The organism is Burkholderia sp. AU17457 (genome assembly GCF_002223255.1).
Taxonomy (GTDB): Bacteria; Pseudomonadota; Gammaproteobacteria; order Burkholderiales; family Burkholderiaceae; genus Burkholderia; species Burkholderia sola.
In genome coordinates this window covers 415,797-442,036 of the sequence record NZ_NKFB01000005.1, presented here as the reverse complement: position 1 = coordinate 442,036, position 26,240 = coordinate 415,797, and the positions used below count along the sequence as shown (strand labels likewise).

Sequence of the window (26,240 nt, the reverse complement as noted above, 5' to 3'; positions counted from 1 at the left end):
ACCCCGCCCATCGCGCGACATGTCAATCAAGCGCGGATTATGCGAAGCCTTGCATTTAAGTTTCAATTAAAATTATCATCTTGAAATATAATTCGTACACGTATTATTATTTTTTAGCGTCCAATTAGGACATCGCTTAAATCGGCCGACATATCGCGGATCCCGCCGAGAGGCGCCGACTCGTGCGCACCGGCCGGTCATGCCGCATTCGGCGTGTCGTCACCGCACCGCTTCCGGCCGGGCTCGCGAGCATTTCCCGCCGACGCGCCGCGACGGCGCGCGATCCACTTCACGCATCCGTCGCACGCTTGAGCAGCAATTCCCTTTCGCGCGCGTTGCGGGTCAGTTCCGCCGCGCGCCGGAACTCGAGCTTCGCTTCGTCGGTGCGGCCCAGCTTCGCGAGCAGATCGCCGCGCACGCTCGGCAGCCAGTGATAGCGCGCGAGCGCCGGATCGTCGCGCAGCCCGTCGACGAGTTCGAGCGCCGCAGCCGGCCCGAACGCCATTCCCACGGCCACCGCGCGATTCAGTTCGACGACCGGCGACGGCGCGACTTCGGCGAGCGCGTCATACAGCGCGACGATCTGCGCCCAGTCCGTGTCCGCCGCCCGACGCGCACGCGCATGGCACGCGGCGAGCGCGGCCTGCAGCGCATACGGCCCGCGCACGCCACCGAGCTTCGTCGCCCGTTCCAGTGCCGCGAGGCCGCGCCGGATCAGCAGCGGATCCCAGCGGCTGCGGTCCTGGTCGAGCAGCAGCACGGGCCGGCCCTGCGCATCGACGCGCGCATGCATGCGCGACGCCTGTAGCTCCATCAGCGCGACGAGCCCGAGCACCTCGCTTTCATCCGGCGCGAGCCCGGCCAGCACGCGGCCGAGCCGCAACGCCTCGTCGCATAGCGCCGGACGCATCCAGTCGTCTCCCGCCGTCGCCGCATGGCCTTCGTTGAACACGAGGTAGATCACTTCGAGCACCGACGCGAGCCGCGCGGGCCGCGCATCGGCAGCCGGCACTTCGAACGGCACGTGCGCGGCCGAGAGCGTGCGCTTCGCGCGCACGATCCGCTGCGCGATCGTCGGCTCGGGCGTCAGGAACGCGCGCGCGATCTCGCCCGTCGTCAGCCCGCCGAGCAGCCGCAGCGTCAGCGCGACGCGTGCGTCGGTCGACAGCACCGGGTGGCATGACGTGAAGATCAGCCGCAGCAGGTCGTCGCCGATGTCGTCGTCGCGCGCGTCGGCGAGCGCGTCCGCGATGTCGGGGACGACATGCGCTTCGAGCGCGTCCATCTCGTGGCCGAGCTGGTCGCGCTTCGCCGCATGCAGCGACTCCTGCCGGACCCGGTCGAGCGCACGACGCTTCACGGCCGTCATCAGCCACGCGGCCGGGTTGTCGGGCACGCCGTCGACGGGCCAGTGCTCGAGCGCCGCGACGAGCGTGTCCTGCGCCAGCTCCTCGGCCACGCCGACGTCGCGCACCACGCGCGCGGCGCGCGCGATGATCTTCGGCGCCTCGATTCGCCAGACCGCTTCGATCGCACGATGCGTCGCCTCATGCGTCACGACGCCGGCCCCTGGGCGGACGCCTCCAGCGGCATGGCCATCAGTTCCCACGTGTGGCCGTCCGGATCGGTGAACCCGTGGCCGTACATGTTCGGGTACTCGCGCGGCGCCTGCGGCGCAGCCCCGCCGGCGGCCAGCGCCTTCGCGACGAGCGTGTCGACTTCGGCCCGGCTGTCGCATGACAGGCACGACAGCACCTGGATGTGCGTCGCCGGATCGATGATGGTCTTGTCGGTGAAGGTTTGGAAAAACGGCCGCACGAGCAGCATCGCGAAGATCGTGTCGCTGATCTTGATGCAGGCGGCCTGCTCGTTGGTATAGGCCGGCACGACCTCGAAGCCGAGCGCCTGGTAGAACGTCTTCGCGCGCGGCAGGTCGGCTACCGGCAGGTTGATGAAAACCATCTTGTGCATGACGGGTGCTCCCGGTGAGGTTGGATTCAGGCGTGGCTGCGGCCGACGTGGAGATCGCGGAACCGCTCGACCGCATCGCTCGGCGTGAGGTCGTCGAGCTCGAACAGCGGCCGCACCTCGATCTCGCAATCGAGTTCGGCGCCGAACGGCGCGGGGAACCGGCGGGTCCATTCGAGCGCCTCGTCGCGCGAGCGCACCTGGATCAGCGTGTAGCCGGCGATCAGTTCCTTCGTTTCGGCGAACGGGCCGTCGACCACCGTGCCCTTGCCGCCCGTGTAGCGCACGCGCCAGCCGTGGGCGCTCGGCCTCAGGCCGTTGGCGTCGAGCAGCACGCCGGCCTTCGCCAGTTCCTCGTGATAGACCGTCATCGCCTCGACCAGCCGGTTGTCCGGCAACGCGTCGGATTCGCTGACGGCGTTCGCCCGGATCATGATCATGAATCGCATCGTTCACTCCTTGTCGTCGGTGGAAAGCGGCGCCCGTTCCGCGGCGCCTTACCCGGACGACGGGCGGAAGACGGCCAGATCGACACGCGCCACGACAAATCAGGGTAAATACCGAGTCGCGGCACTCACAGGAAACACGGGCCGACCGCGCGTACCTCGACCGTGCACCATTGCGCGGCCGGGCACTGGCGCGCGATCTCGATCGCTTCCTCGCGCGTGTCGACGTCGACGAGGAAGAAGCCGCCGACCATCTCCTTCGCCTCCGCGAACGGGCCGTCGAGCAGCCGGGTCTCGCCGTCGCGCACCTGCACGCGCGTGCCGCGCTCGGACCGCTCCAGCGACTCGACGCCGCGCAGCACGCCGCGCGCCTTCAACGACTCGGCGAATTCGACCATCCGCGCATAAAGCGCCTGGCCTTCGTCGAGCGTGCGCTCGGCGCGCTGTTCGACCGGTTCGACAATCAACAGCATGTAAGACATGGATTTCTCCTGTGGGAACGGGGTGCGGCGACATGCAGCGGACGAGCGGCACACGACGCCCGGTGCGAAAGCGTAACAGCCGCGGGGCGGCTTGCCGCATCGTTGGCCAACCGGCAATGGCCGAACGGCCATTTCGCCCGCAGCCTGACATTTTGCCTTCAAGATGCGGTCCCGAACTGTCGGATTCTCATCCTGTGGATCGCCCCATGTCACGCCCGCTCCCCCTGCTTGCCGTCGCGCTGTTCGTCGTGGTGTCCGTCGTGCTGTCCGTGGCCTTCTGCGCCCGGCGGACCACCGCCGCGCTGCCGGTCAGCAGCGGCTGCGGCGGCGCAGCCACGGCGATTGCCGAGATCCGCCGCGCCGGCGGTCGGTCGCCGCTCGCCGGGCAAACGACGTCGATCGAGGCGGTCGTCACCGCGGCGTTCGGCGGCGCCGACGGCCTGGGCGGCTTCTTCGTCCAGCAGGCCGACGCACAACGGCAACGCCGGCCGGGCGTTTCGGAAGGCCTGTTCGTCTACGCACCGGACGCGCGCGCCGAACCCGGCGATCTCGTGCGTCTGACCGGCAAGGTCGACGAGAAATACGGCCGGACGCAGCTCACGCTGTCGGGCCGCGTGGCCGTCTGCGCACGCGGGCAGACGGCCACGCCGGCCGCGCTCACGCTGCCGGTCGCGTCGCCCGCCGTCCTCGCCGCGCACGAAGCCATGCGCGTACGCCTGCCGCAAACGCTGACGGTCAGCGATACCCACGAACTCGGCCGCTACGGCAGCATCGTGCTGAGCAACGGCCGGCTGCGCGTGCCGACCCAGGTCGCGCCGCCGGCCGACGCTGCCGCCCAGGCAACGGCCAACGCATTGAATCGCATCGTGCTCGACGACGGTTCGAACCGCCGCGACCCGGCGACCGTCCGCTATCCGCCGCCCGCGCTGAGCGCCGCCAACACGCTGCGCGCGGGCTACACGGTACGCGGCGTCGAAGGCGTGCTCGAGTTGCGCTACGGCACATGGCGGCTGCAACCGGTGGCCGGCACGGCGCCCGTATTCGATGCCGCCGCGAACCCGCGTACCGCGGCGCCGGCCCGGCATCCCGATGCCGACGTACGCATCGTGTCGTTCAACGTCTTCAACTATTTCAACGGCGACGGCCAGGGCGGCGGATTCGACGCGCCGGCCAACCGCGGCGCGAAAACGGCCGCCGCGTTCGCGCGGCAGGAAGCGAAGATCGTCGCGGCGTTGCGCGCGCTGCGCGCCGACGTGATCGGGCTGATGGAAATCGCGAACAACGGCCACGGCGACGCGAGCGCCATCCGTCGGCTCGCCGCGCAACTCGGCGACGGCTGGCGCGCGGTCGATCCCGGCACCGCGCGGCTGGGCCGCGACGCGATTGCAGTCGCGCTGCTGTACGACAGCCGCACGGTCGAGCCGGTCGGGCGCGCCGCCACCGTCTCGCTCGGCGGCCGGCATCGCCCGCCGCTCGCGCAGACGTTCCGGCGCATCGGCGGCACGCGTGCGCTCACGGTCGCGGTCAATCACCTGAAGTCGAAGAACTGCCCGCATGCGAGCGGCGCCGATCTCGACCAGTCGGACGGCCAGGGCTGCTGGAATGCGGCGCGCACGCGGGCGGCCGCGCGCGTCGCCGACTGGCTCGCCACGTCGCCGACGGGCGTCGCGGCCGGCGGCGTGCTGCTGATCGGCGATCTCAACAGTTATGCGAAGGAAGACCCGGTCCGCACGCTCGAAGCGCGCGGCTACGCGAATCTGGTTGCGCGCTTCGTCGGCGATGCTGCGTACAGCTACGTATTTCGCGGCGAAGCCGGCAATCTCGACCATGCGCTCGCCACGCCGCCGCTCGCCGCGCGCGTGAAGGCCGTGCGGTTCTGGCACATCAATGCGGACGAACCGCTCGCGCTGCAACCCGTGCCCGATTACAAAACGCGCACGCGACGGTCGGCTTATTACGCGCCGGACGCCTACCGCTCGTCGGACCACGATCCCGTCGTCATCGACGTCGCGCTGAACGACACCGGCCCACAGCCAGCATCAGGCACGAATCGTGCGCCTGAATCGAGCGTCGAGTAGTGCATTTGCATCAACGCTCAACCTGCAACGGCACTATTTACCTGATGCCCGTGGGGGCGCCATATTTACCGGACCTTCACTGCGACCCGCTGCTCGACACGCTGTATCGCCCCGACGCGCGAAATTTTTTCAACCGCTGCGCCGCCCCGCGCGACGGGGTTTCCCGGCGATCCGGCTGACGAATTGAAAATTTGTCTCGAAACTCAATCGGATCAAGTGAATCACATTAGTTGCAGCGATTCGTCTTATCTTCAAATTGCCTGGAATCAAAGGAGGATAAACACCATGGCGCTTACCGACTCGATCGAACACAAGCTGGACCGCGGGCTGTCCGATATCCGTCGCACCGGCCGGCGCGTGGGCCGCACGACGCGCGCGGCCGCCCGCGATCTGCATGCCGACGTGACCGACGATCTGCGCGGGCTGGTCGACGAACTGGAAGATCTGCTGAAAAACGATGGCGATGGCGATATCGCCGCGCTGCGCAAGCGCGTGCAATCCCGGCTCGACGAAGCGCGCGGCGCGCTCGACTACGCATCGGGCAGCGCGGCCGCCCGGCTGCGCGAATCGGCCGAACGCGTGTCGCAGGCCGTGCACGACAACCCGTGGCAAACCGCCGGCGTCGTCGCGGGCCTTGCGTTCGTTGCGGGCCTGCTCCTTTCCCGCCGTTGAACGGGGCGGCGTCCACCGCCGCCCGCCTCGCCCGTCATCCATCAGACAACGAAGGAGAAACGCCATGCAGAAATCCCTCGCCATGAAAGCCGCCGCTGCCGTGATGCTCGGCAGCCTCGCCCTTGCCGGCTGCACGACCACGTCCGGCAAACCCGATAGCCCCGCGGCCAGCGCGTCGAAGCGCGAGTCGATCGACGCCAGCGTGAACGCGACGCTGTCGCGCCTGTATTCGACGGTGCCCGGCTCGCGCGACCTGGTCTCGAAAGCGCGCGGCGTCCTCGTGTTCCCGAACGTGCTGCAGGCCGGCTTCATCGTCGGCGCCCAGTCCGGCAACGGCGCGCTGCGCGTCGGCGGCAGCACCGTCGGCTACTACAACACGTCGTCGCTGTCAGTCGGCCTGCAGGCCGGCGCGCAGTCGAAGGCGGTCGTGTTCCTGTTCATGACGCAGGATGCGCTCGACTCGTTCCGCAAGTCGGACGGCTGGTCGGCCGGCGCAGACGCGTCGGTCGCGGTCGTGAAGGTCGGCGCGAACGGCGCGGTCGACTCCAACACGGCTACCGCACCGGTGGAAGTGCTGGTCCTGACCAATGCAGGCCTGATGGGCGACCTGTCGGTGAACGGCACGAAGGTCACCAAGCTCAACATCTGACGATGCGGCACGCGGCCTCCGGCCGCGTTCGCTTCCCGGCAGCGCCGCGGCCCCGGCCGCGGCGTTTTCGCATGTGCATCACGCAGCGGCTATGATGGCGGCACCTTTGCGGGCATACTCCGCATGGGCCGCCCGGCGGCGCGTTGCGCCGCGAACCCGACGTTCGCGAACCGATCGCGCGCGGGGCAACGAGATTCAATCAAACCACGCATCAATCTGCGCGAATGTACCCATGGATAGCGGACACGATCACCAAAAATTCTTCTACTTCCTGCTGTTCGCGGTCACCGTCGGACTCTGCTGGATCCTCGCGCCGTTCTCCGGCGCCGTCTTCTGGGGCACCATTCTCGCGATCCTGTTCCAGCCCGTGCAGCGCTGGCTGGCCGCACGCTTCGGCAAGCGGCGCAATCTGGCCGCGCTCGTCACGATGTCGCTGATCATCCTGATCGTGATCCTGCCGCTTGTGTTCGTCACGGCCACGCTCGTGCAGGAAATCGCGTACGTGTACCAGGAGCTCAAGGATGCCCAGCCGAACTATTCGCAGTATTTCCACGACATCATTCACGCGCTGCCGACGTCGATCCAGAACCTGCTGCAGAAATACGGGCTGACCAACATCCCGGGCATCCAGAAGAAGCTGACCGACGGCGCCGCGCAGATCAGCCAGTTCGCGGCCACCCAGGCGCTCAGCATCGGCCAGAACACGTTCCAGTTCGTCGTGAGCTTCGGCGTGATGCTGTACATGGTGTTCTTCCTGCTGCGCGACGGCGGCGAGATCGGCCGCCGCGTGCGCCGCGCGCTGCCGCTCGACGAAGAGCACAAGAACCTGCTGCTCGCGAAATTCACGACGGTCGTGCGCGCGACCGTGAAGGGCAACATCGCGGTCGCGCTCGTCCAGGGCGCGCTCGGCGGCCTGATCTTCTGGATCCTCGGGATCGAGGGCGTCGTGCTGTGGGGCGCGCTGATGGCGTTCCTGTCGCTGTTGCCCGCGATCGGCGCGAGCCTCGTGTGGGTGCCCGCCGCGCTCTACTTCCTGATGATCGGCGCGGTATGGAAGTGCGTGATCCTCGTCGCGTTCTGCGTCGGCGTGATCGGCCTCGTCGACAACCTGCTGCGCCCGATCCTCGTCGGCAAGGACACGAAGATGCCCGACTGGGTCGTGCTGATCTCGACGCTCGGCGGGATGGCGCTGTTCGGCATCAACGGCTTCGTGATCGGGCCGCTCGTCGCCGCGCTGTTCATGGCGAGCTGGGACATCTACGCGCGCGCCGAACAGGGCGAATGACGCGCGTCCGGCGGCCGGCGATCCGCACGCGGGCGGACATCGCCGGTCAAGGATGACGGATATGGATCACGACGGGCGCCACGGCGCCCGTTGCTTCATCCGCCGCAACCGTCATCACGCCGCCATACGGGCCGACGCGATGAACACGGCCCGGCGCCAGCGGCACGCTGCGATCGTCGCGCGCGTCGTGCCACGTGGCGCGCACCGCCGCGCCGCCATCGGCCGCGAGCGGCGCGCCGCCCGGCCCGACCAGCGTCACCAGCGCACCGGGTAGGCGCCGCCCATGCGCATCGAACCGGAGCGTGGCCGCTGCCCCGCCGTGATCCGCGTTCCGCGCGTCGACCTGCACACCCGCCGGGGCATCGAGCGTCACGTCATAGAGATCGACGAGCGCGCCGGTGAATCGCACGACACCGTCCGCCGCGGGCTGTCCGGCCATGTTCGTGTTCGACATTGCGATCGACGTCGCAGTCGACATCGCGAGCGCGACACCGAGCCCGAACATCCTCTTCCGCACGACTCCCGCACTCACTACCGTCGCCGATGCCAACCGCTTCGCGTTGTCGCGCATGTTCCCTCCCTCCGCCGCGTCACCAGAAAAAACAGGCGGCGTGACGCGTCGATCACGCCGCCTGTGTGCTGGCAATCACTGTAGGGAGAGCGGCCCGGACAATATATGGGACAAGTCCTAAACTGCAGCCGGATTGATCGAACTCAGCGCGATCGATACGCGCCCGCGCCCCGATCCGCCAGGCGAGACACGTCCGTCACGCTACCGGATCGACGCGCAGCACGAGCTTGCCGCGATGGTCGCCGTCGAACAGGCGATTCAGCACGTCGGGCGCGTTTTCGAGGCCGTCGGCCACGGTTTCCTCAGCCTTGAGCCGACCGTCGCGCAGCCAGCCGGAAAGCGTCTGCACGGCTTCGCGGCTCTTGCGGTAGTCGAGGATCAGGAAGCCGCGCATCGTCAGCCGCTTCGAGATCAGCACGCCGACGTCGTCGGCCGCGCGGCCGCTGTTGTAGTTCGAGATCACGCCGCACAGTGCGACCCGCCCGCCGATCACCATTCGCGACAGCACCGCGCGCATCACCTCGCCGCCGACATTCTCGAAGTTCACGTGCACGCCGTCCGGCGTCGCTGCCTTCAGTTGCTGGCGGAAATCGTCGGCCTTGTAGTCGACGGCCGCGTCGAAGCCGAGCGTCTCGGTCAGGTAGCGGCACTTGTCCGCGCCGCCCGCGATGCCGACCACCCGTGCGCCGTGGATCTTGCCGATCTGCCCGGCAATCGAGCCGACCGAGCCGGCCGCCGCCGACACGACGAGCGTTTCGCCCGGCTGCACCGGCGCGATGTCGGTCAGCCCGTAGTACGCGGTCAATCCGCTCATTCCGCATGCGCCGAGCAGCGTCGGCAGCGGCAGGCCGGACTGCGCGGGCAGCTTCACGAACTGCGCGGCCTGCTCGGCCGGCACGACCGCGTAGTCCTGCCAGCCGACGAGCCCCTGCACGAGATCGCCTTCCGCGAACCCCGCATGGCGCGACGCGATCACGCGGCCGATCCCGAGCGCGCGCATCACCTCGCCGATCGCGACGGGCGGCAGGTACTGCGGCACGTCGCTCATCCACACGCGGTTGGTCGGGTCCATCGACAGATACAGCACGCGTACGAGCACGTCGCCGTCGGCGAGCGCCGGCACCGGCGTCTCGACGAGCGAAAAATGTTCGCGGCCGACCCGCCCTTCCGGGCGCGTCTTCAGCAGCAGCTGACGGTTCACGGGTGTCGACATGCTGTTCTCCTCCAATCGTTGTGGTTCGGGATGCGCGTCAGACCGCGCACATGCCGCCGTCGATCACGAGTTCGGCGGCGGTCACGAAGCGGCTCTCGTCGGACGCGAGATACACGGCCGCATGCGCGACGTCGTCCGGCTCGCCGAGCCGGCGCAGCGGAATGCCGCGCGCGAGCTTGCGCGTCGCGTCGCGTTCGCCGAGCGACTGGAACAGCGGCTCGACGATCCCCGTGCGGATGAACGCCGGGTGAATCGAATTGCAGCGCACGTCGATCTCGCGGCGCGCGCAGTCGATCGCGACCGACTTCGTCAGCGACGCGACCGCCGCCTTCGACGCGTTGTACGCGGTGAAATCCGGTTCGACCTTGAACGCGGCGACCGACGAGATGTTGATGATCGATGCGGGATGGCTCTCGGCCAGATACGACAGCGCATGCTTGCAGCCGAGCACGATGCTCTCGACGTTGATCGCCATCACGCGCCGCCATTCGTCCAGCTCGATTTGCGCGGGCGAGCCGATCGAGCCGACACCCGCGTTGTTGACGAGCACCGACAGCCCGCCCATCGCATCGGTCGCCTGCGCGAGCAGCGTCTGCCAGCGTGCTTCGTCGCGCACGTCCTGGGTCGCGGCGAACGCGACCGGCGTCGCGCGGCCTGCGTTGAGTTCCTGCGCGAACGCGTCGAGCACCGCCGCTTCGGCGATGTCGGTCACGAACACGCGCGCGCCCTGCTCGACCATCCGGCGCGCGATCGCGCGGCCGAGGCCGCCCGCGGCGCCCGTGATGTATGCGCACTTGCCGGCGAGGCGCGGAGAAACGATTGTCATGTGTCTGCTCCTGTCTTGAATCGTCGTCGCGGAACGCTGCCGCGACGGGGTGTGCGTGCTTTCCGGGCCTTCAGGGCCGCTGCCGGCCGACGTGCGCCGGTGGCCGGTGCGCCGACATGACGACGCGCCACACGGTTTCCGCGAGTATATCGAGACGAACGCGACGCACGCATGCCCGGCCGGGCAGACTGTCCGCGGTTGAACGACAGCCAGCGTACGCGAATGCAGCCGATCGTTGAAGTGAATGTTCGTTATGCCCTGTCATAGACATCGAACGGGCTGGCAAGCAAGTCGATTTTCGGGATGCCGGGCGTTGCGTTCCGCACAACCGGGGAAAGCAATCGGGAAGATGAACCGGCGTGGCATCGTGCAACCCGCCGGAAAAACGCCAGAAACGCCGGACGAACGCCGGCAACAGGAAGGCGGCGCCACAGCGCCCGCCATCTGCACCGGTCAGACCCGGTCGCCCGACGGCGCACGCATGAACGCGCAAAACTGCGGCGAATGCGTGTCGATCATCTGCTGGAACGGCGCGCGGTGCCCGTACGCGATGCCCGACACCAGCAGCAGGCAGGCCGCCGCGACGCGCGGCGAGAACGCGCGCTGCCGCGCGCCGTCGTAGCCGCGCAGGAACACCAGCGCGACCAGCGCGCCGAGCATCCAGCCGGCGACGACTTCCGGCACGGTATGCGAATGATCGAACACGCGCGCGACGGCCGTGATCGCGCCGACGGCCAGCCCGGCCGCGATGCCGGGCGCCCTGCCCGGCCGGAACGCCTGCCACAGCATCGACAGCGCGACCGTCCACACCGACGTCGACAGCATCGTATGGCCGCTGATCACGCGGAAATCGAATTGCGGAAGCTCGATCCCGCATCCGGCATACAGGATCTTCGTCGCGCCGACGACGCCCATGCCGGCGGCCAGCAGCACGCCCCAGCGGGCGGCGAGGCGCCAGTCGATCAGCACGAGCCATGCCGCGCAGGTCAGCGCGATCGGCAAGGTCAGCGCGGCATCGCCGATATTGCTGATTTCACTCCACATAATGGACTTCGGGGTCGATCCAAAGGCGGCAGTTTACCGCATGCGCGCCGCACGCCTGTGTCAGCCTGTGACAGGCTGTATCAGCCCGCGACACCGGTAATCAACAGCAGGTTCGTGCCGGTGATCACGGCGAACAGCGCCCAGGCGACCACCTGCATCCCGCGGCCGATCGCGTGTTCGCCCATCGTGTGGCGGTCGCTGACCGAGCGGATCAGCGGCCACATCGCGAACGGCAACTGCAGGCTCAGCAGCACCTGGCTCCAGACGAGCAGTTGCCCGACCGAGCCGTCGCCGAGCCACAGCACGCCGATCAGCGCCGGCACGAGCGCGAGCCCGCGCGTGATCAGCCGACGCTGATAGCACGGGATCTTCGTATGCAGGAAACCGTCCATGATGACCTGGCCGGCGATCGTGCCGGTCAGCGTCGAGCTCTGCCCCGATGCGAGCAACGCGATGCCGAACAACAGCGCGGCCGCGCCGCCGGCGATCGGCGTGATCAGCCGGTACGCCTGTTCGATGTCGGTCACGTTGTGCTGGCCCGTCGCATGAAATGCGGCGCCCGCGACGACGAGGATCGCCGCGTTGACGAGCATTGCGACGAACAGCGACACGCAGGTATCGATGCGTACGAGCCCCAGCGTGTCGCGGATCACGCCGCGCGCGCCGCCGACCACATGCCGCGTCTGCACGACCGACGAATGCAGGTACAGGTTGTGCGGCATGATCGTCGCGCCGACGATGCCGAGCGCGAGCACGATCGCGTCCTTGCGGTCGTGGCCCGGGTCGCCCGGCACGAGCCCGCCGACCACCGCGTGCCAGTCGGGTGGCGTGATCGCCACCTGCGCGACGAAGCAGAACGCCATCGTCGCGATCAGCCCGAGCACGATCGCCTCGATCTGCCGGAATCCCTTGCCCTGCAGGCCGAGCACGATCACCGTATCGAGCGCGGTGAGCACGACGCCCCACGCGAGCGGCACGCCGAGCAGCAGCTTGAACGCGAGCGCGCAGCCGAGCACTTCCGCGATGTCGCACGCGATGATCGACACTTCGGCGGTGATCCACTGCACGACGCGGCCGAACCGGCCGTAGCGGTCGTAGCTGGCCTGCGCGAGATCCTTGCCCGCGACGAGGCCCAGCCGCGCCGCGAGCATCTGCAGGAAGATCGCCGCGAGGCTCGAGAACGCGACGACCCACAGCAGCGAATAGCCGAACTGCGAGCCCGCCTGGATATCGGTCGCCCAGTTGCCGGGATCCATGTAGCCGATCGCGACCAGCAGGCCGGGGCCGAAGAAACGCTTGAGCTTCTGCCAGCGCGGCGCGGCGGCGTCGATCGTGATGCTGCCCTTTACTTCCGACGGGCAGAAAGGGGCGGTGGCGGTAGAGGGGAGGAAGGGCATGGAAACCGGGAATCGAGGTCGCGACACGACGATTCTACGGGTATCCGTCCCGTTTTCCCGCGCGCGGCCACGCACGCGTCGCATTCCGCCCCGTCGCCGTCGCGGCACGCGGCGGCGGCCCCGTCATCCGGATCGGGCGACGCCGCGCCGTGCGCGAGGATTTTTTCCCGCTCGGCGACGCGAAATTCGGTCGGCGATATCAACAGGCGCTGGCGAAACAGCTTCGCGAGCCGCTCGCCGCTGCCGAACCCGGTGCGCCGCGCGACCTTGTCGGCCGGCAGCGTCGTATGAATCAGCATGTGGCACGCGCGTTCGAGCCGCACGTGCTGGACGAACTCGGTCGGCGTCACGCCGATTTCCTTCTTGAAGCGTCGCAGGAAATTGCGCTCGCTCATCGCGGCCGCCTGCGCGGCGTTGGCGATCGAGATGCGGTTCACGCTCTGCGCGCGCAGCCGCTGCGCGGACATCCGGATCGACGGGCTCGCGCTCAGTTCGCGGAACGCCCACATCGACTGAACATAGCGCTGCTCGACCGGCCGCATCATGTTGCTGGCGATCTCCCGCGCGGCGCCGTCGCCGAGGTCGGCGCGGAACATGTCGAGCGCGGCGGCGAACACGTCGGTCTCGCCGGCCCGCGATTCGATCGTCGTGGCGGCGCGGCGCCGCGCCCTGCCCGGCCGCACGTCGATCGACGACGACGGCCGCTGCGTGGCGGCGAGCGCGGGCAGGTCCATCGCGTCGACGATCCAGCGCGCATGCTGGCGAATGTCGGCCAGGCGCCGCTGCAATGCGTCGTCCCAGTTGACGGCCGCGCGGTCGCCATGAAGATGAAAGAACGCGCGCGCGCGGCGGCTGTGTTCGTCGCCGAGCGGATCGGCCGCGATTCTCACGCCGGACGACGACTGCAACAGTCCCCCGCTTTCGGATACGTACTTGAGCTGGTAATCCACACCGTACCCATGCAGGCGATTCGCCAGGTTGAAGGCCTCGCCGAGACGCGCGGCCTGGGCCAACGAAAACCCCGTACTCAAATAGATAATGACCCACCGCTGATCTGCTGCATTCACTGGCCAAGCCCCCGACTTGTTCGACTTCTTCTAATACCGTCGAACTGTCAGGCTTATATTTGGTTTGAATGCGTGCGACAGGACGGCTATCCCGAAATATGAAGCGACGGCATCTTAGCCGAACGGGTAGCGCCTTTGGCGCGAAATGGCCGACGGGGACAGCATGATGGCGGATTACTACAGGTTGCCGCGCGCCGCTGGTATGCCGATACAGAATCGCGTATGCGATGCAGCCGATTATTGCAGCCGTCATGCGTAATGGCGTGCGTGTTCGATTGCGTTACATCGGCAACGCGAACGCTCGCGTATCGGCGCGAACGGCAGCGACGTGCATCGAACGCGGGCGAACGCATCGCCGCGCTCGTGCGCAGCAGCGCCGGCATCGCCGATGCGTAGCGCGCTGCGCACGCCCGCGCGGCCGGGACGGTATGCTGACGGCTGCACGCCGCCACGCGGCGCCCGCTTTCCTTTATTTGCTTCCCGGAGACCTGCCATGTCGCTCATCCACGCCGCCGCCGTCCTCGATGCCGACGCGCCCGACTACGTCGTCCAGCTGCAGGCCGGCACGCACGCGCTGACCGGCGACGAAGCGCCGCGCGAAGGCGGCCAGGATCGCGGGCCGGCGCCGTACGAATTCGTACTGGCCGGGCTCGCGCAATGCACGGCCGCGACGCTGCGCATGTACATGCAGCGCAAGACGTGGCCGGCCGCGCGCATCGCCGTGCGCACCGAGTTGCACGCCGATCGCGAAGGCGTGCAGTACGTGCGCCGCGTCGTGACGCTCGACGGCCCGCTCGACGACGCGCAACGCCAGCGTCTCGCGGAAATCTGCGAGAAAACCCCGGTGACGCAGTTCATCAAGCGCGGCACGCGGATCGACACGACGTTGAACTGACGCACGCGGTACGCCGTACGGTTTGCCGCTCGAAAAACGAAACGGGCGGGCCACGCATCCGGCGCGCCCCGCCCGTTCGTCGATCCTCCCCGGCGCTTACAGTCCGAGCGCGGCGAGGTCCAGCTTGCCGTCCTTCATCGGCGGGCACCAGAAGTACGCGCCCGTCAGCGGCCGCGTGAAGCGGAACAGGCCGTCGACGATCCCGTCTTCCGCGCCGCTCATCCGGCGCATCTGCACGTCGAACGCGCGGAACGAGCAGCCGAACGCGACGAAGTACAGGCCCGCACGGCGCGTGTCCGACCATGGCGACGAACGGCGCAGCATGAATGCCTCGGGTTCGAAGCTTTCCTGTGCGGTGCGCTTCACGTGCGCGAATTCGGGCGCGTCGTCGAGTTCCTCGTTGTCCGAACGGCGACGCCCGATGATGTGGTCCATCTCGCCCGACGGAATGCGCTCCATCTGGTCGAAGTCGTGCACCCACTGCTGCACCGCGACGAAGCTCGAGCCGTCGAGCCCCGCGCCCTGCCCCGTGACGATCGCCGCGGCTACCGCATCGTCGCCTTCCGGGTTCTCGGTGCCGTCCTCGTAGCCGGACAGGTCGCGATCGTTCGAATAGCGGAAGCCGTCGACGGCCTCCTGCAGCACGAACGCCGGCGCGAGCGCGCGTTCGATCGCCCGCGCGCGCAGCACGATCTCGCCGCGGTCGTCCGAGCGCAGCCAGACCCACACGTCGGCCGGCGTCGCGGGCAGCGTGCGGTCGTTCACCGAGAACGCCGGATAGTCGGTCAGGCCCGGCACCGGGTGCCCGAGATAGGCGGCCAGCGCGTGTCCGAAACCGACCACCGTATCGCGTCCGTCGGCGATCTCGCGCAGCGCGGCCAGCGCCGCGGCGACATTGCCGTCGTTCGACATCGTGAAAGTGAGGTATCGGGCTGCCGTATCGATCGGAGCCAGGATGCCTTGCTGAACGTCGCTCATCGTTTCCTCGGGAATGGTTCGGAATGAATCTGTGCGGGCCACGCCGTCGCGCGCCGCGGACGCGGAAGTGTAATCGATGCGCGCGCCGGCTCCGCACCCGCCATCGCGCAACGTACGCGAAAAGGGGCCAAAACCCCGAATACTAACCGTATCGACGCAGCAACGCCGCATTCGTCAGACGTTGCGGCGCGCGCGACTGTCCTGATAAAATCGCTGCACGTCTTTTCGGCGTCCTTTCATTCAACCGTTCACTTCAGGGAGGTGCAGATGTTCCGAATGCCAGCAACCTTCCCGAACGTGGTCTCGCGGCGCAGCTGATCCAGCCCGCCGTCCGCGCCGGCTCCCGAGTTTTCCGCTAACCCGTCAGCCGCGCTTTTCCCGACAGCCCGTTTTCGTTCCGCCCGCGCGTGTTGCGCGGCCCGGCTGTTGCGTTTTCGACGTTCTCCGAACCGGAAAGTCCCGTCGCGCGATGCGCCGGGCAACGATACATGACCAGAAAAACCTCCCATCTGGGCGGCCACGCATTCCAGGCCGTCTTCGGCTTCACCATCCGTTACTGGCGCAAGCAGCCGGCGCGCATCGCCGCGGTCGCGAGCCTCGCGCTGCTCGCCGCGCTCGCCGACGTCCTCACGCCGCTGTTCGCCGGCCGCCTCGTCGACGCGCTGTCGACCGGCCTGACCGACCGCGCCGCCGCGTGGCATTCAGCCCTCGTCGCGTTCGGCACGCTCGCCGCGCTCGGCATCGGCGCGACGGTGCTGCGCCAGGGCGTCTACCTGAACATCATCACGCTCACGCTGAAGATGATGAGCGAGATCGCCGCCGCGTCGTTCCACCGCGTGCAGCGCTTCTCGACCGACTGGCACGCGAACAGCTTCGCGGGCTCGACCGTACGCAAGATCACGCGCGGGATCTGGGCGCTCGACCTGCTCAACGACACCGTGCTGATCGCGCTGCTGCCGTCGGTCACGATGCTGGTCGGCGCGACCGTGCTGCTCGGCACGCACTGGCCGGTGATGGGGCTCGTCGTCGGCGCGGGTTCGCTGCTGTACATCGCGGTGACGGTCGCGGTGTCGCTCGGCATCGTCGCGCCGGCCGCCCGGCTCGGCAACCTGTGGGATACGCGCATGGGCGGCGCGCTCGCCGACGCCGTCAGCTGCAACGCGGTCGTCAAGGCGTTCGGCGCGGAAACGCGCGAGGAAGCGCGGCTCGCGCGGGTGATCGGCAAGTGGCGGCAGCGCACGCGCCGCACGTGGGTGCGCGGCACGTTCAACGGCGGGCTGCAGGGCGCGATGCTCGTCGCGATGCAGGCCGCGATGATCGGCGTCGCACTGCGGCTGTGGATGAACGACGAGGCGAGCGTCGGCGACATCGCGTTCGCGCTGACGATGTTCTTCATGCTGCAGGGTTACCTGCGCGACGTCGGCATGCACATCCGCAACCTGCAGCGCTCGGTGAACGACATGGAAGAACTCGTCGCGCTCGAACGCCAGCCGCTCGGCATCGACGACCGCCCCGGCGCGCCGGCCATCCGGATCGGGCAAGGCGAGATCCGCTTCGAGCACGTGACGTTCCGCTACGGCAACCATCCGGTGCCGCTGTACGACGATTTCTCGATGCGGATCGCGCCCGGCGAACGCGTGGGCCTCGTCGGCCATTCGGGGTCGGGCAAGACGACGTTCATCAAGCTGATCCAGCGCCTGTACGACGTGTCGGGCGGCCGCATCACGATCGACGGGCAGGATATCGCGCAGGTGCGGCAGGATTCGCTGCGCAGCCAGATCGCGATCGTCCAGCAGGAGCCCGTGCTGTTCCACCGCACGCTCGCGGAAAACATCGCGTATGCGCGCCCCGACGCGAGCCGCGCCGACATCGAGCGCGCCGCGCGTCTGGCGAGCGCGCACGACTTCATCGCCGCGCTGCCGGACGGCTATGACACGCTCGTCGGCGAACGCGGGATCAAACTGTCGGGCGGCGAGCGCCAGCGCGTCGCGATCGCGCGCGCGTTCCTCGCCGATGCGCCGATCCTGATCCTCGACGAAGCGACGTCGAGCCTCGACAGCGAAAGCGAGCTGCTGATCCAGCAGGCGATGGAGCGGCTGATGGTCGGCCGCACGACGCTCGTCGTCGCGCACCGGCTGTCGACCGTGCGCGCGCTCGACCGGCTGCTGGTGCTCGATCGCGGCAAGGTGATCGAGGAAGGCAACCACGATGCGCTGATCCGCATCGACGGCGGCATCTATCGCCGGCTGTTCGAGCGGCAGGCGCTGGAGCTCGCGAAGGGGCTCGCCGATTCGCCGCGGCGTATGGCGGATCGCGATGCCGGGCCGCTGGGAGAGCCGGCGAAGGTTTGATGCAGGCGCATCACGACACGGCCCGGCGGCGCGGTCATCGCCGCCGGGCCGTATCGGCCAGCCAGCGGATCCGGATCGAGGCCGTGCCACGCGCACGGCCTTTTTTGTATCTGCGGCACGTGCTCGCCGGCGCCGGCCCGCGCGCCGCGGCATGTCCGGCAGCGGGATCACTTATCATGTCGGCCAGGAAATTTGCGACGAGGGATCGATCATGTTTACAGGCATTGTTCAAGGTGTTGCCGTCATCAACGCCATCAAGGATCACGGCGAGCTGAGAACGTTCAGCATCGAATTCCCCGAACGGTTCACCGACGATATCGAGATCGGCGCGAGCGTGTCGGTCGACGGCGTGTGCCTGACCGTGACCACCATCCACTCGCCGGTGCTGATCGACTTCGACGTGATGCTGCCGAGCCTGCGGATCACGACGCTCGCCGACCTCACGACCGGCGCGCGCGTCAACGTCGAGCGGGCCGCGAAGGACGGCGCGGAAATCGGCGGCCATCCGCTGTCCGGTCATGTCGATTTCACGGGGACCATCGCGCACGTCGCCTCGTCCGAGCACAACCGGATGATCCGTATCGGCGTGCCGGCCGAATTCAAGCGCTATGTGTTCGCGAAGGGCTACATCGCGATCAACGGCTGCAGCCTCACCGTGTCGGACGTCAATCGCGACGAAGGCTGGTTCGACGTCTGGCTGATTCCCGAAACGCGCCGCGCGACCACGTTCGATGCGAAGGGTGTCAACGACAAGGTCAACATCGAGATCGAGCGCAGCACGCAGGTCGTCGTGGATACGATCCGGGAATCGGTCAAGGAAACGCTCGGCGAATTGAACGGCGTCGTCACCGCACTGCTCGCGGAAAAAGGCATCGATATCGAGGAACTGCTCGCGCGTCATGTCGCGCGGCTGCCGAAGCAGTAAGCGCGATGCCCGCGTGCTAGGTGATCCGCTGGATCACCGAGTACCGGCTGCCGTCGAAGAACACCTCGACCCACGACTCCGGTTCCTCGAACGTCCAGAGGACGAGTTCGAGGTCGATCAGTTCATTCCAGTCGTCGTCGGGCCATGGCATGTTCCATCCGCCCGCGACGGCCACCATGCCGCCCGTGTAGAGCGGGCATTGCGCCATCCATGCACGCTCGTAGTCGTGCGCGGCCGCGCCCTTGAAGTTGCCGTTGAATCCCCAGTCGCGCTGCCAGCCGTGCGCGTCGAGGTATGCGCCGATCGCGGCGGAACCGAAGCGGAACACCGCGTCGACCGGCGGAAGCGACAGCGCGTCGGATCGGCACAGCGGGCGGGCGGAGCGGACGGGTTGCATGGAAGTCTCCGCACGGCCTGACGTGCCGCTATCGTCGAGATAGACGTTCAGCCAGACGCCGTCGCGTTCGATGGAAATACACAACTCGCCGGCATCGACCCCATGCCAGTATCCGGCGACGGGTTCGCCGTCGTCCGCGAAACGGTACTGACGGCACGGCCTCGCGAGCCGCCCGGCTTCGTTCAGAAAATCGTCCGACGTCATTGGATGCCTCTCTTTTTAGCGTCCCGGGTATCGCATCGCGCCGCCGCGATCGACCGACATCGACCGCGCCCCCGCCTCACTCCGCCTCAACCCGCGCCCCCTTCCCCACCGCCACGCGCTGCGCGCGATAAATCCCCGCGTGCCCCGAGAACAGATACGCGACGACACAGGCGACGATCGCGTACACGCCGATGTCCGCGCCGAACAATTCGATCGCCATGATCGTCGACGCGATCGGCGTGTTCGCCGCGCCCGCGAACACCGCGACGAAGCCGAGCCCCGCGAGCACGGGCACCGGCAGCGCCAGCACCTGGCCGAGCGCGTTGCCGAGCGTCGCGCCGATGTAGAACAGCGGCGTCACCTCGCCGCCCTTGAACCCCGACGCGAGCGTGACGACGGTGAACGCGAACTTGCCCGCGAAATCGTAAGGCGGCAGCGGGCCGCGAAACGCGGCCTCGATCGTCGGGATGCCGAGGCCGAGATACTGCGGCGCGTTCAGCACGGTCGCGGCCACCGCGACCAGCAGGCCGCCGAGCACCGGCTGCAGCGGCGCATAGCGGATCGCGCGGCGAAACCACGCGGTCAGCGCATGCGTCGCGAACGCGAACAGCCGCCCGACCACGCCGAACGCGACGCCCGCGACGACCGTCACCGCCAGCCCGGTCGCCGAGACGGCCGGCACGAACGGAATCGCATAGGCCGTGTGATGGACGCCCCACGCGCGGCACACGACGTCCGCGACGATCGCCGACGCGACGCAGGTCAGCAGCGCGTCGTAGCGCAGGCGCCCGATCGCGAGCACCTCGAGCCCGAACACGGCGCCCGCGAGCGGCGTGCCGAACACCGACGCGAAGCCGGCCGCGATGCCGCCCATCAGCAGCACGCGGCGATGCTCGCGATCGAGACGGAACAGGTGCGTGACGCGATCGGCGAGCGCGCCGCCCATCTGCACGGCCGTGCCCTCGCGGCCGGCCGAGCCGCCGAACAGGTGCGTGACGACGGTCGCGACGAGCACGAGCGGCGCCATCCGCTTAGGCACGAGCGCCTTCGGGTCGTGGATCTCGTCGATCAGCAGGTTGTTGCCGCGCGCGACCGACTGGCCGAAGCGATGGTAGATCCAGCCGGTGGCGAAACCGGCGGCCGGCAGCCCCCACAGCAGCCACGGATGCGCGACGCGCGTACCGGTCGCCCAGTCGAGCGCGATCAGGAACAGTGCGGAGGCCGTGCCGGCGAGCGCGCCGAGCAGCGCGGAAAGCGCGAGCCAGCGGCACACGTAGCGCACGGTCGCGAAAAGATCGGCAGAAGTGGTGAAGAACATGATTTCCAGATTCGACGGAACATCAAAACCTGGGCGGCAGAATACCGGATGGACGGCCTGCGACCTCCTGACGACCCAGGAACACGCAGGCATCATCAGCCGGGCAAACCGGCGGTTGAGGGTCGCACCGTGCGCCACGCGCCGGGAACGACCGCAGGGAGGCATGCCATCTCCGCAGGCCGCAATTGTACGCGACGCCGCGCCACGCAGGCAATGCAGCGCCGGCGCGCCACGCAGCGATCGCCTCTGCCCGACGCGCGGTCAGTCGCGCGGCGCGAGCGCGATCCGCGCGGTCAACTGCGGCGCGATCTGCTCGAGCGGCAGGATCGCCGACGCCGCGCCAACCGCCGCGGCCGCCTTCGGCATCCCGTACACGGCGCTGGTCGCTTCATCCTGCGCGATCGTGTAGCAGCCCTTCGCCCGCATCGCCTTCAGGCCGAGCGCGCCGTCGCGCCCCATGCCCGTCAGCAGCACGCCGAGCGCCTCGCCCTGCCAGCCGTCCGCGACGCTGTTGAAGAACACGTCGATCGACGGCCGGTACGGCGTTTCGACCGGATGCCGCGTATAGCCGAGCACGCCGCGCGGCGACAGCATCAGATGGTCGTTGGTCGCCGCGAGCAGCACCGTGCCGGCTTCCGGCATGCTGCCCTGCCGCGCGACGCGCACCGGCAGCCGCGTATAGCCGTCGAGCCATTCGGCCATGCCATGCGCGAAGGCCTGGTCGACGTGCTGGACGATCACGATCGCGGCCGGGAAATCCGCCGGCAGCGCGCGCAGCAGCGCGGTGAGCGCGGTCGGCCCGCCCGCCGACGCACCGATCGCGACGAGCGTCGGTTGTCCACGCGCGGGCGTCGGCCCCGGCGGCACGAGCGCCGCGCTGCGGCTTTCGAGCAGCCGGCCGATCTGGTCGATCTTCGCGAGCAGCGCCTGAGGCGACGCGTCGGTCGACAGCCCGAGCGCGAGCGTCGGCGTGTCGACCGCGTCGAGCGCGCCGGCGCCCATCGCCTCGTACACCGACGACGTGTTCGCGCTGACGCTCGCCGTCACGATCAGGATCGCGCACGGCGCGCGCGCCATGATCCGGCGCGTCGCGGCGACGCCGTCGACCTTCGGCATCACGAGATCCATCAGCACGACGTCGGGCGGCTGCGCGACGCAGAAATCCACCGCCTCGTCACCGTCGGTCGCCACCCACAGCACGCGATGGTCCGCGCGCAGCGCGATCACGCGGCGCAGCGCCTCCACGGCCAGCGGCAGGTCGTTGACGATGCCGATGTTCATCCTCGCGCGTCCCCGATCAGGTCGTGCACGGCGTCGAGCAGCGCTTCGTCGTGGAAGCTGCTCTTCGCGAGGTAGTAGTCGGCGCCGGCGTCGAGCCCGCGGCGGCGATCCTCGTCGCGATCCTTGTACGACACGATCATCACCGGCACGCGCTTGAGCATCGGGTCACCCTTGATCAGCGTGACGAGTTCGATCCCGTCCATGCGCGGCATGTCGACGTCGGTCACGACAAGATCGAACGCATCGCTGCGCACCGCGTTCCATCCTTCCATCCCGTCGACCGCGACCGTCACGTCGTAGCCGCGCTTTTCCAGCAGCTTGCGTTCGAGCTCGCGCACCGTCAGCGAATCGTCGACGACGAGCACGCGGCGGCGCCGGTCGGCCAGCGCGAGCTGCGGATCGCGCGTGAGCCGCGCGAGCTGACCGCCGCGCACGAGCTTGTCGACCGAGCGGATCAGGTCCTCGACGTCGACGATCAGCACCGGGTCGCCGTTCTCGAGCAACGCGCCGGCCGCGATGTTCTGGATCTTGTGCAGGCGGCTGTCGAGCGGCTGCACGACGAGCATCCGTTCGCCGAGAAAGCGGTCGACCGCGACGCCGTACAGCTCGGGTTCGGCGCCGACGACCACGACCGCCGTGCTGGCGCGGGCCACGTCGGGTTCGCCCGCGTCGAGCAACTGGTGCGCGGCGACGAGGCCCGCACGCCGGCCGTCGAACGGAAAATGCGGCTGCCCTTCGAGCACGTCGATATCGTCGTGCGCGAGTTCGAGCGTGCGGCGCACATGCGCGAGCGGGAACGCGTACGGCTCGCCGCCGACCTCGACGAGCAGGCTGCGGATCACCGACAGCGTGAGCGGCAACTGCAGCACGAAGCGCATGCCGGCGCCCGGCTCGTTGAAGATCCGCACCGCGCCGCGCACGCCGCGCACCATCTCCTGCACCGCGTCGAGGCCGACGCCGCGCCCCGATACGTCGGTCACCGCATCGCGCATCGAGAAGCCCGGCAGCAGCAGGAACTCGAGCAGTTCGGGGTCGGACAGCCGCGCGGCCGTCTCGTCGTCGGTCAGGCGCTGGCGCACGACGGCCGCGCGCAGTGCGTCCATGTCGACGCCCGGCCCGTCGTCGATCACGCTGACGAGCAGCGAGCCGGCGCTGTGGCGCGCCTCGAGCGTGACGCTCGCCTCGGCCGGCTTGCCGCGCGCCTGCCGCGCGTCGGGCGAATCGACGCCATGGTCGATCGCGTTGCGCAGCAGGTGGCCGAGCGGCGCGTCGAGCAGGTCGAGGATGTCGCGATCGACCTGCGTGCCTTCGCCGACGATCGAGAAACGCACCTGCTTGCCGAGCGAGCGCGCGAGATCGCGGACGATGCGCGGATACGCGCGCGTCGCGTCGCCGAACGGCCGCATCCGGCATTGCAGCGCCTCGTCGTACAGCTGCTCGGCGATATGCGTGCTGCGCCGCTCGAAGCGGTCGAATTCGTCCATCCGCTCGGCGAGCGAGCGCTGCAGGTCGTTGAGCATGTGCCGCACTTCGTTCATCGACGCCAGCATGCCGGCGTCGAGCTCGTCGGCGAACTGCTCGACCATCAGGTCGAGCGAACGGGCCGCGTCGCGCTGCGCGCGCTTCACGCGCAGCATCGATTCGGCGAACGGCTTGAGCCAGCGCGATTCGACCAGCGATTCGCCGGACAGGCTCAGCAGCCGGTTCAGCGTATCGGCGCGCACGCGGCGCATCGCGCCGGCGCCCGCCACGCGGCCGGCCTGGACCGGATCGGGCACCGGGCTCGACACGGCGAGCGGCGGCACCGCGGCACCCGCACCGACCGGCTCGTTCGCGGCGCCGTCGTGATCGCGATACGGCACGAACGACGGCGGCATCGGCACCGGCGGCGGCACGGCGGCCGGCGCCTGCATCGTCTGCGCGCCGTCGGCGCCCGTCAGCGCCGCCGCGAACACGTCGATCTCGGCCTGCGACACGGGCTGCCCCTGCGGATCGCCGACGCGCACCAGCAAATCGACGCCGGCCAGCAGCACGTCGACGTGCGTGGCCGTCAGCGCGATCGTGCCGGCCTGCGCGGCGACGAAGCATTCCTCCATCCGCCCGGCAATCTCGACGCCGAGCGGCACGCCGACGATCCGCGCGGCGCCCTTCAGCGAGTGCGCGGCGCGCATGCACGCTTCGAGTGCGACGGAATCGGGCTCGCCCGATTCGAGCGCGAGCAGCCGCTCCGACAGCGCCTGCGTCTGCGTGCGCGTCTCCTCGCGATACAGCTCGAGCAGCGATAGGTGGCTCAGGTCGTCATCGCCGCTCATCGCATGCTCCGTGTCACGGCGTCGAACAGACGATCGTCGTCGAGCAGGCCCACCGACTTGCCGCGCCACGACAGCACGCCGCGCGACAGGCCGGCGCTCGCGCGCCCGACCGTCGCCGGCACCGGTACCCAGTCGGACGCGCCGAAGCGCAGCACGCCCTCGACCTCGTCGACCGGAAACACGACCGGTTCGCCCTGGTGCGCGGCCACCAGCAGCCGCGTGAACCGGCCGTCGCCACCGCCGCGGCCGGCCTTGCCGGCATCGAGGCCGAGCAGCGCGCCGATCGAGATCGCGATGCGCAGCGTGCCGCGGATGTTGACCACGCCGCGCACGGCAGAATGGCGGCGATGCGGCAGCGAATGGATCGGGCGCGTGCCGGCGATCTCGCGCAGCACGCCGATCGGCAGCGCGAGCCATTCGTCGGCCACCCGGAACGCGAGCGCCGCATGGCGCGTATCGCCGTCGTCGTCGCCCGCGCGCGCCGTGCCGAACGCGCTCATCCGGCGCGTGACGTCCGCCATCTCGGCCACGTCGAGCGGACGCTCGAGCAGCTTCGCCGCGTGCGACGCGTAGACCGGGCAGTTCAGGCAGCGCAGGCAGTCGTTCAACCGCTCGCACGAGCGGTCGCCGCGCGTGCCGATCCGGTTCCAGCAATCGTCGACGTCGAGCGTCGCGTCGTCAGTGGCAGCGGCGCGGTTCATCAGAATTTTCTCCGAGAGACCCCGCCATTGATGGCGGGAAGGAAAGGCGTGCTGTTGACAGGCAGCTTCTTCCACGAGTTAGGATCACCGGCATGATCCTTGTCTACCGCTACCGCGTGAAGTCGCTCAACGGACTGCTCAACAAGCAGAGCCGTGCGGTGAACTACGTCTGGAACTTCTGCAACGACACGCAGAAGCACGCGTTGAAGTGGGGCAAGAAGTGGCCTACAGGATTCGACCTGAACGTGCTGACGACCGGCAGCAGCAAGGAACTCGGCATCCACTCCGGCACGATCAACGCGACGTGCGAGCAATACGCGAAGTCGCGCAGCCAGCACCGTCGGCCCTACCTGCGCTATCGCGGCAGGAAATCGCTGGGCTGGGTGCCGCTGAAGGGGCGTGACCTGAAGCGCGAGGGTGACGCGTTCCGCTTTGCCGGCAACACCTTTCGCGTGTTCAACAGCCGGCCGCTTCCCGAAGGCAAGATCAAGGACGGGAGCAACTTCGCGCAGGACGCGCGTGGCAACTGGTTTCTCAACATCGTGATCGAGATACCCGATGTTCAGGCCCGACCGATCCGTTCCGGCGTCGGCATCGATCTCGGCTTGAAAGACTTCGCCACACTTTCGACCGGCGAGAAGCTGCCTAACGATCGGTTCGGTCGATGCGCGGCCGAGAAACTCGCGAAAGCGCAACGGGCGCGAAAACACAGGCGGCATATCGCGAAGTTGCACGCCAAAGTGACGAACGCCCGTGCCGATTTCCAACACAAGCTCGCGCTCGATCTGGTGCGGCGCTTCGATTACATCGCGGTCGGCAACGTATCTGCCGTCAAACTCGCCAGAACCAGGATGGCGAAGAGCGTCTACGACGCGTCCTGGTCGTCCTTCCGAAACAAGCTCCGTTACAAAGCGATGGCGCACGGAGTCACGTTCGATGAAGTCGATGAAAGCGGTTCTACCCAGTCCTGTTCGCCGTGCGGGTCGAAAGACAGCACAACGCGGCCGAAAGGTATCGCGGGACTGAGAATAAGAGAGTGGACCTGCAGTGACTGTGGTGTCGAGCATGATCGAGATACCAACGCTGCGCTGAACATTCTCCGATGCGGACGTGCATCGCCAGGTGTGGGAATCTTCCGCCTTTAGGCGGAGGAGGACGTCAAGGGTTCCTCTGGTCATCG

General features: G+C 68.4%; 25 protein-coding genes and 1 riboswitch. Of the genes, 9 read left to right on the top strand and 16 right to left on the bottom strand.

Going from position 1 to position 26,240, the window contains the following annotated elements; genetic code table 11:
* Positions 1-289 precede the first annotated feature (289 nt).
* From CFB49_RS19235 to CFB49_RS19220, 4 genes are all read right to left on the bottom strand, one after another.
* Entirely contained in the window at positions 290-1,558 is a 1,269-nt protein-coding gene (locus CFB49_RS19235) for an RNA polymerase sigma factor (RefSeq protein ID WP_089436135.1), read from the bottom strand.
* On the bottom strand, positions 1,555-1,971 hold the full coding sequence (locus tag CFB49_RS19230; RefSeq protein WP_089492059.1) for a VOC family protein: 417 nt from the start codon (positions 1,969-1,971) through the stop codon (positions 1,555-1,557). Before CFB49_RS19230 ends, CFB49_RS19235 begins: the two co-directional genes overlap by 4 nt.
* Before the next feature lie 26 nt (positions 1,972-1,997).
* Entirely contained in the window at positions 1,998-2,417 is a 420-nt protein-coding gene (locus tag CFB49_RS19225) for a YciI family protein (RefSeq protein WP_069618561.1), read from the bottom strand.
* Positions 2,418-2,542: 125 nt separating this feature from the next.
* Positions 2,543-2,896, bottom strand: a complete 354-nt coding sequence (locus CFB49_RS19220) for a YciI family protein (RefSeq protein ID WP_069618562.1) — start codon at positions 2,894-2,896, stop codon at positions 2,543-2,545.
* A 206-nt stretch (positions 2,897-3,102) separates the two neighbouring features.
* Between CFB49_RS19220 and CFB49_RS19215 the strand changes: the two genes are divergently transcribed.
* The 4 genes from CFB49_RS19215 (at position 3,103) to CFB49_RS19200 (ending at position 7,580) form a co-directional block, all read left to right on the top strand.
* On the top strand, positions 3,103-4,974 hold the full coding sequence (locus CFB49_RS19215) for an ExeM/NucH family extracellular endonuclease (RefSeq protein ID WP_089492058.1): 1,872 nt from the start codon (positions 3,103-3,105) through the stop codon (positions 4,972-4,974).
* Between the two features lie 285 nt (positions 4,975-5,259).
* On the top strand, positions 5,260-5,646 hold the full coding sequence (locus CFB49_RS19210) for a DUF883 family protein (protein ID WP_069618563.1): 387 nt from the start codon (positions 5,260-5,262) through the stop codon (positions 5,644-5,646).
* A 64-nt stretch (positions 5,647-5,710) separates the two neighbouring features.
* On the top strand, positions 5,711-6,295 hold the full coding sequence (locus tag CFB49_RS19205; RefSeq protein ID WP_069618564.1) for a BPSL1445 family SYLF domain-containing lipoprotein: 585 nt from the start codon (positions 5,711-5,713) through the stop codon (positions 6,293-6,295).
* 232 nt (positions 6,296-6,527) lie between these two features.
* Complete coding sequence (locus CFB49_RS19200; RefSeq protein WP_050017367.1) at positions 6,528-7,580, top strand: AI-2E family transporter; 1,053 nt, start codon at positions 6,528-6,530, stop codon at positions 7,578-7,580.
* 46 nt (positions 7,581-7,626) lie between these two features.
* Here the strand turns inward: CFB49_RS19200 and CFB49_RS19195 are convergent, their stop codons facing one another.
* Entirely contained in the window at positions 7,627-8,058 is a 432-nt protein-coding gene (locus CFB49_RS19195; protein WP_249190677.1) for a thioesterase, read from the bottom strand.
* Here CFB49_RS19195 and CFB49_RS36820 point away from each other — a divergent pair.
* Complete coding sequence (locus tag CFB49_RS36820; protein ID WP_249190680.1) at positions 8,018-8,272, top strand: hypothetical protein; 255 nt, start codon at positions 8,018-8,020, stop codon at positions 8,270-8,272. The genes CFB49_RS19195 and CFB49_RS36820 overlap by 41 nt on opposite strands.
* A 75-nt stretch (positions 8,273-8,347) precedes the next feature.
* On the opposite strand, the gene CFB49_RS19190 is transcribed toward CFB49_RS36820, so the two are convergent.
* The 5 genes from CFB49_RS19190 to CFB49_RS19170 form a co-directional block, all read right to left on the bottom strand.
* Entirely contained in the window at positions 8,348-9,364 is a 1,017-nt protein-coding gene (locus CFB49_RS19190; RefSeq protein WP_089492786.1) for an NADP-dependent oxidoreductase, read from the bottom strand.
* 37 nt (positions 9,365-9,401) lie between these two features.
* On the bottom strand, positions 9,402-10,190 hold the full coding sequence (locus CFB49_RS19185; protein WP_069618567.1) for an SDR family oxidoreductase: 789 nt from the start codon (positions 10,188-10,190) through the stop codon (positions 9,402-9,404).
* Positions 10,191-10,643: 453 nt separating this feature from the next.
* Positions 10,644-11,234, bottom strand: a complete 591-nt coding sequence (locus CFB49_RS19180; RefSeq protein ID WP_089436132.1) for a phosphatase PAP2 family protein — start codon at positions 11,232-11,234, stop codon at positions 10,644-10,646.
* Positions 11,235-11,314: 80 nt separating this feature from the next.
* Positions 11,315-12,631: an Nramp family divalent metal transporter gene (locus CFB49_RS19175; protein ID WP_069618569.1), complete on the bottom strand. Its 1,317-nt coding sequence runs from the start codon at positions 12,629-12,631 to the stop codon at positions 11,315-11,317.
* Complete coding sequence (locus tag CFB49_RS19170) at positions 12,580-13,644, bottom strand: helix-turn-helix domain-containing protein (RefSeq protein WP_069618570.1); 1,065 nt, start codon at positions 13,642-13,644, stop codon at positions 12,580-12,582. Before CFB49_RS19170 ends, CFB49_RS19175 begins: the two co-directional genes overlap by 52 nt.
* Positions 13,645-14,191: 547 nt before the next feature.
* On the opposite strand from CFB49_RS19170, the gene CFB49_RS19165 reads away from it, so the two are divergent.
* The gene (locus CFB49_RS19165; RefSeq protein WP_069618571.1) at positions 14,192-14,593 is read left to right on the top strand and encodes an OsmC family protein; all 402 of its coding nucleotides are present in this window, start codon (positions 14,192-14,194) and stop codon (positions 14,591-14,593) included.
* A 96-nt stretch (positions 14,594-14,689) separates the two neighbouring features.
* On the opposite strand, the gene CFB49_RS19160 is transcribed toward CFB49_RS19165, so the two are convergent.
* A complete protein-coding gene (locus CFB49_RS19160; RefSeq protein WP_069618572.1) occupies positions 14,690-15,571 on the bottom strand; it encodes a Dyp-type peroxidase in 882 nt (293 codons plus the stop codon).
* Positions 15,572-16,059: 488 nt separating this feature from the next.
* Here CFB49_RS19160 and CFB49_RS19150 point away from each other — a divergent pair, with 488 nt between their 5' ends.
* Positions 16,060-17,922, top strand: coding sequence for an ABC transporter ATP-binding protein (locus tag CFB49_RS19150; protein ID WP_089492056.1), 1,863 nt, complete (start codon positions 16,060-16,062; stop codon positions 17,920-17,922).
* Positions 17,923-18,133: 211 nt separating this feature from the next.
* Positions 18,134-18,847, top strand: coding sequence for a riboflavin synthase subunit alpha (locus CFB49_RS19145; RefSeq protein WP_089492055.1), 714 nt, complete (start codon positions 18,134-18,136; stop codon positions 18,845-18,847).
* A gap of 16 nt (positions 18,848-18,863) precedes the next feature.
* Here the strand turns inward: CFB49_RS19145 and CFB49_RS19140 are convergent, their stop codons facing one another.
* The 5 genes from CFB49_RS19140 to CFB49_RS19120 form a co-directional block, all read right to left on the bottom strand.
* A complete protein-coding gene (locus CFB49_RS19140; protein WP_089492054.1) occupies positions 18,864-19,448 on the bottom strand; it encodes a hypothetical protein in 585 nt (194 codons plus the stop codon).
* A gap of 76 nt (positions 19,449-19,524) precedes the next feature.
* Positions 19,525-20,766, bottom strand: a complete 1,242-nt coding sequence (locus CFB49_RS19135) for a voltage-gated chloride channel family protein (protein WP_089492053.1) — start codon at positions 20,764-20,766, stop codon at positions 19,525-19,527.
* 79 nt (positions 20,767-20,845) lie between these two features.
* Positions 20,846-20,949, bottom strand: a riboswitch (Fluoride riboswitch).
* Positions 20,950-21,027: 78 nt separating this feature from the next.
* Positions 21,028-22,047, bottom strand: a complete 1,020-nt coding sequence (locus CFB49_RS19130) for a chemotaxis response regulator protein-glutamate methylesterase (RefSeq protein ID WP_069618576.1) — start codon at positions 22,045-22,047, stop codon at positions 21,028-21,030.
* Positions 22,044-24,359: a hybrid sensor histidine kinase/response regulator gene (locus tag CFB49_RS19125; protein WP_069618577.1), complete on the bottom strand. Its 2,316-nt coding sequence runs from the start codon at positions 24,357-24,359 to the stop codon at positions 22,044-22,046. The genes CFB49_RS19130 and CFB49_RS19125 overlap by 4 nt, the downstream gene beginning before the upstream one ends.
* Positions 24,356-25,060, bottom strand: a complete 705-nt coding sequence (locus tag CFB49_RS19120) for a chemotaxis protein CheW (RefSeq protein WP_069618578.1) — start codon at positions 25,058-25,060, stop codon at positions 24,356-24,358. The genes CFB49_RS19125 and CFB49_RS19120 overlap by 4 nt, the downstream gene beginning before the upstream one ends.
* A 92-nt stretch (positions 25,061-25,152) precedes the next feature.
* On the opposite strand from CFB49_RS19120, the gene CFB49_RS19115 reads away from it, so the two are divergent.
* On the top strand, positions 25,153-26,205 hold the full coding sequence (locus tag CFB49_RS19115; protein ID WP_089492052.1) for an RNA-guided endonuclease InsQ/TnpB family protein: 1,053 nt from the start codon (positions 25,153-25,155) through the stop codon (positions 26,203-26,205).
* Positions 26,206-26,240: the final 35 nt, after the last annotated feature.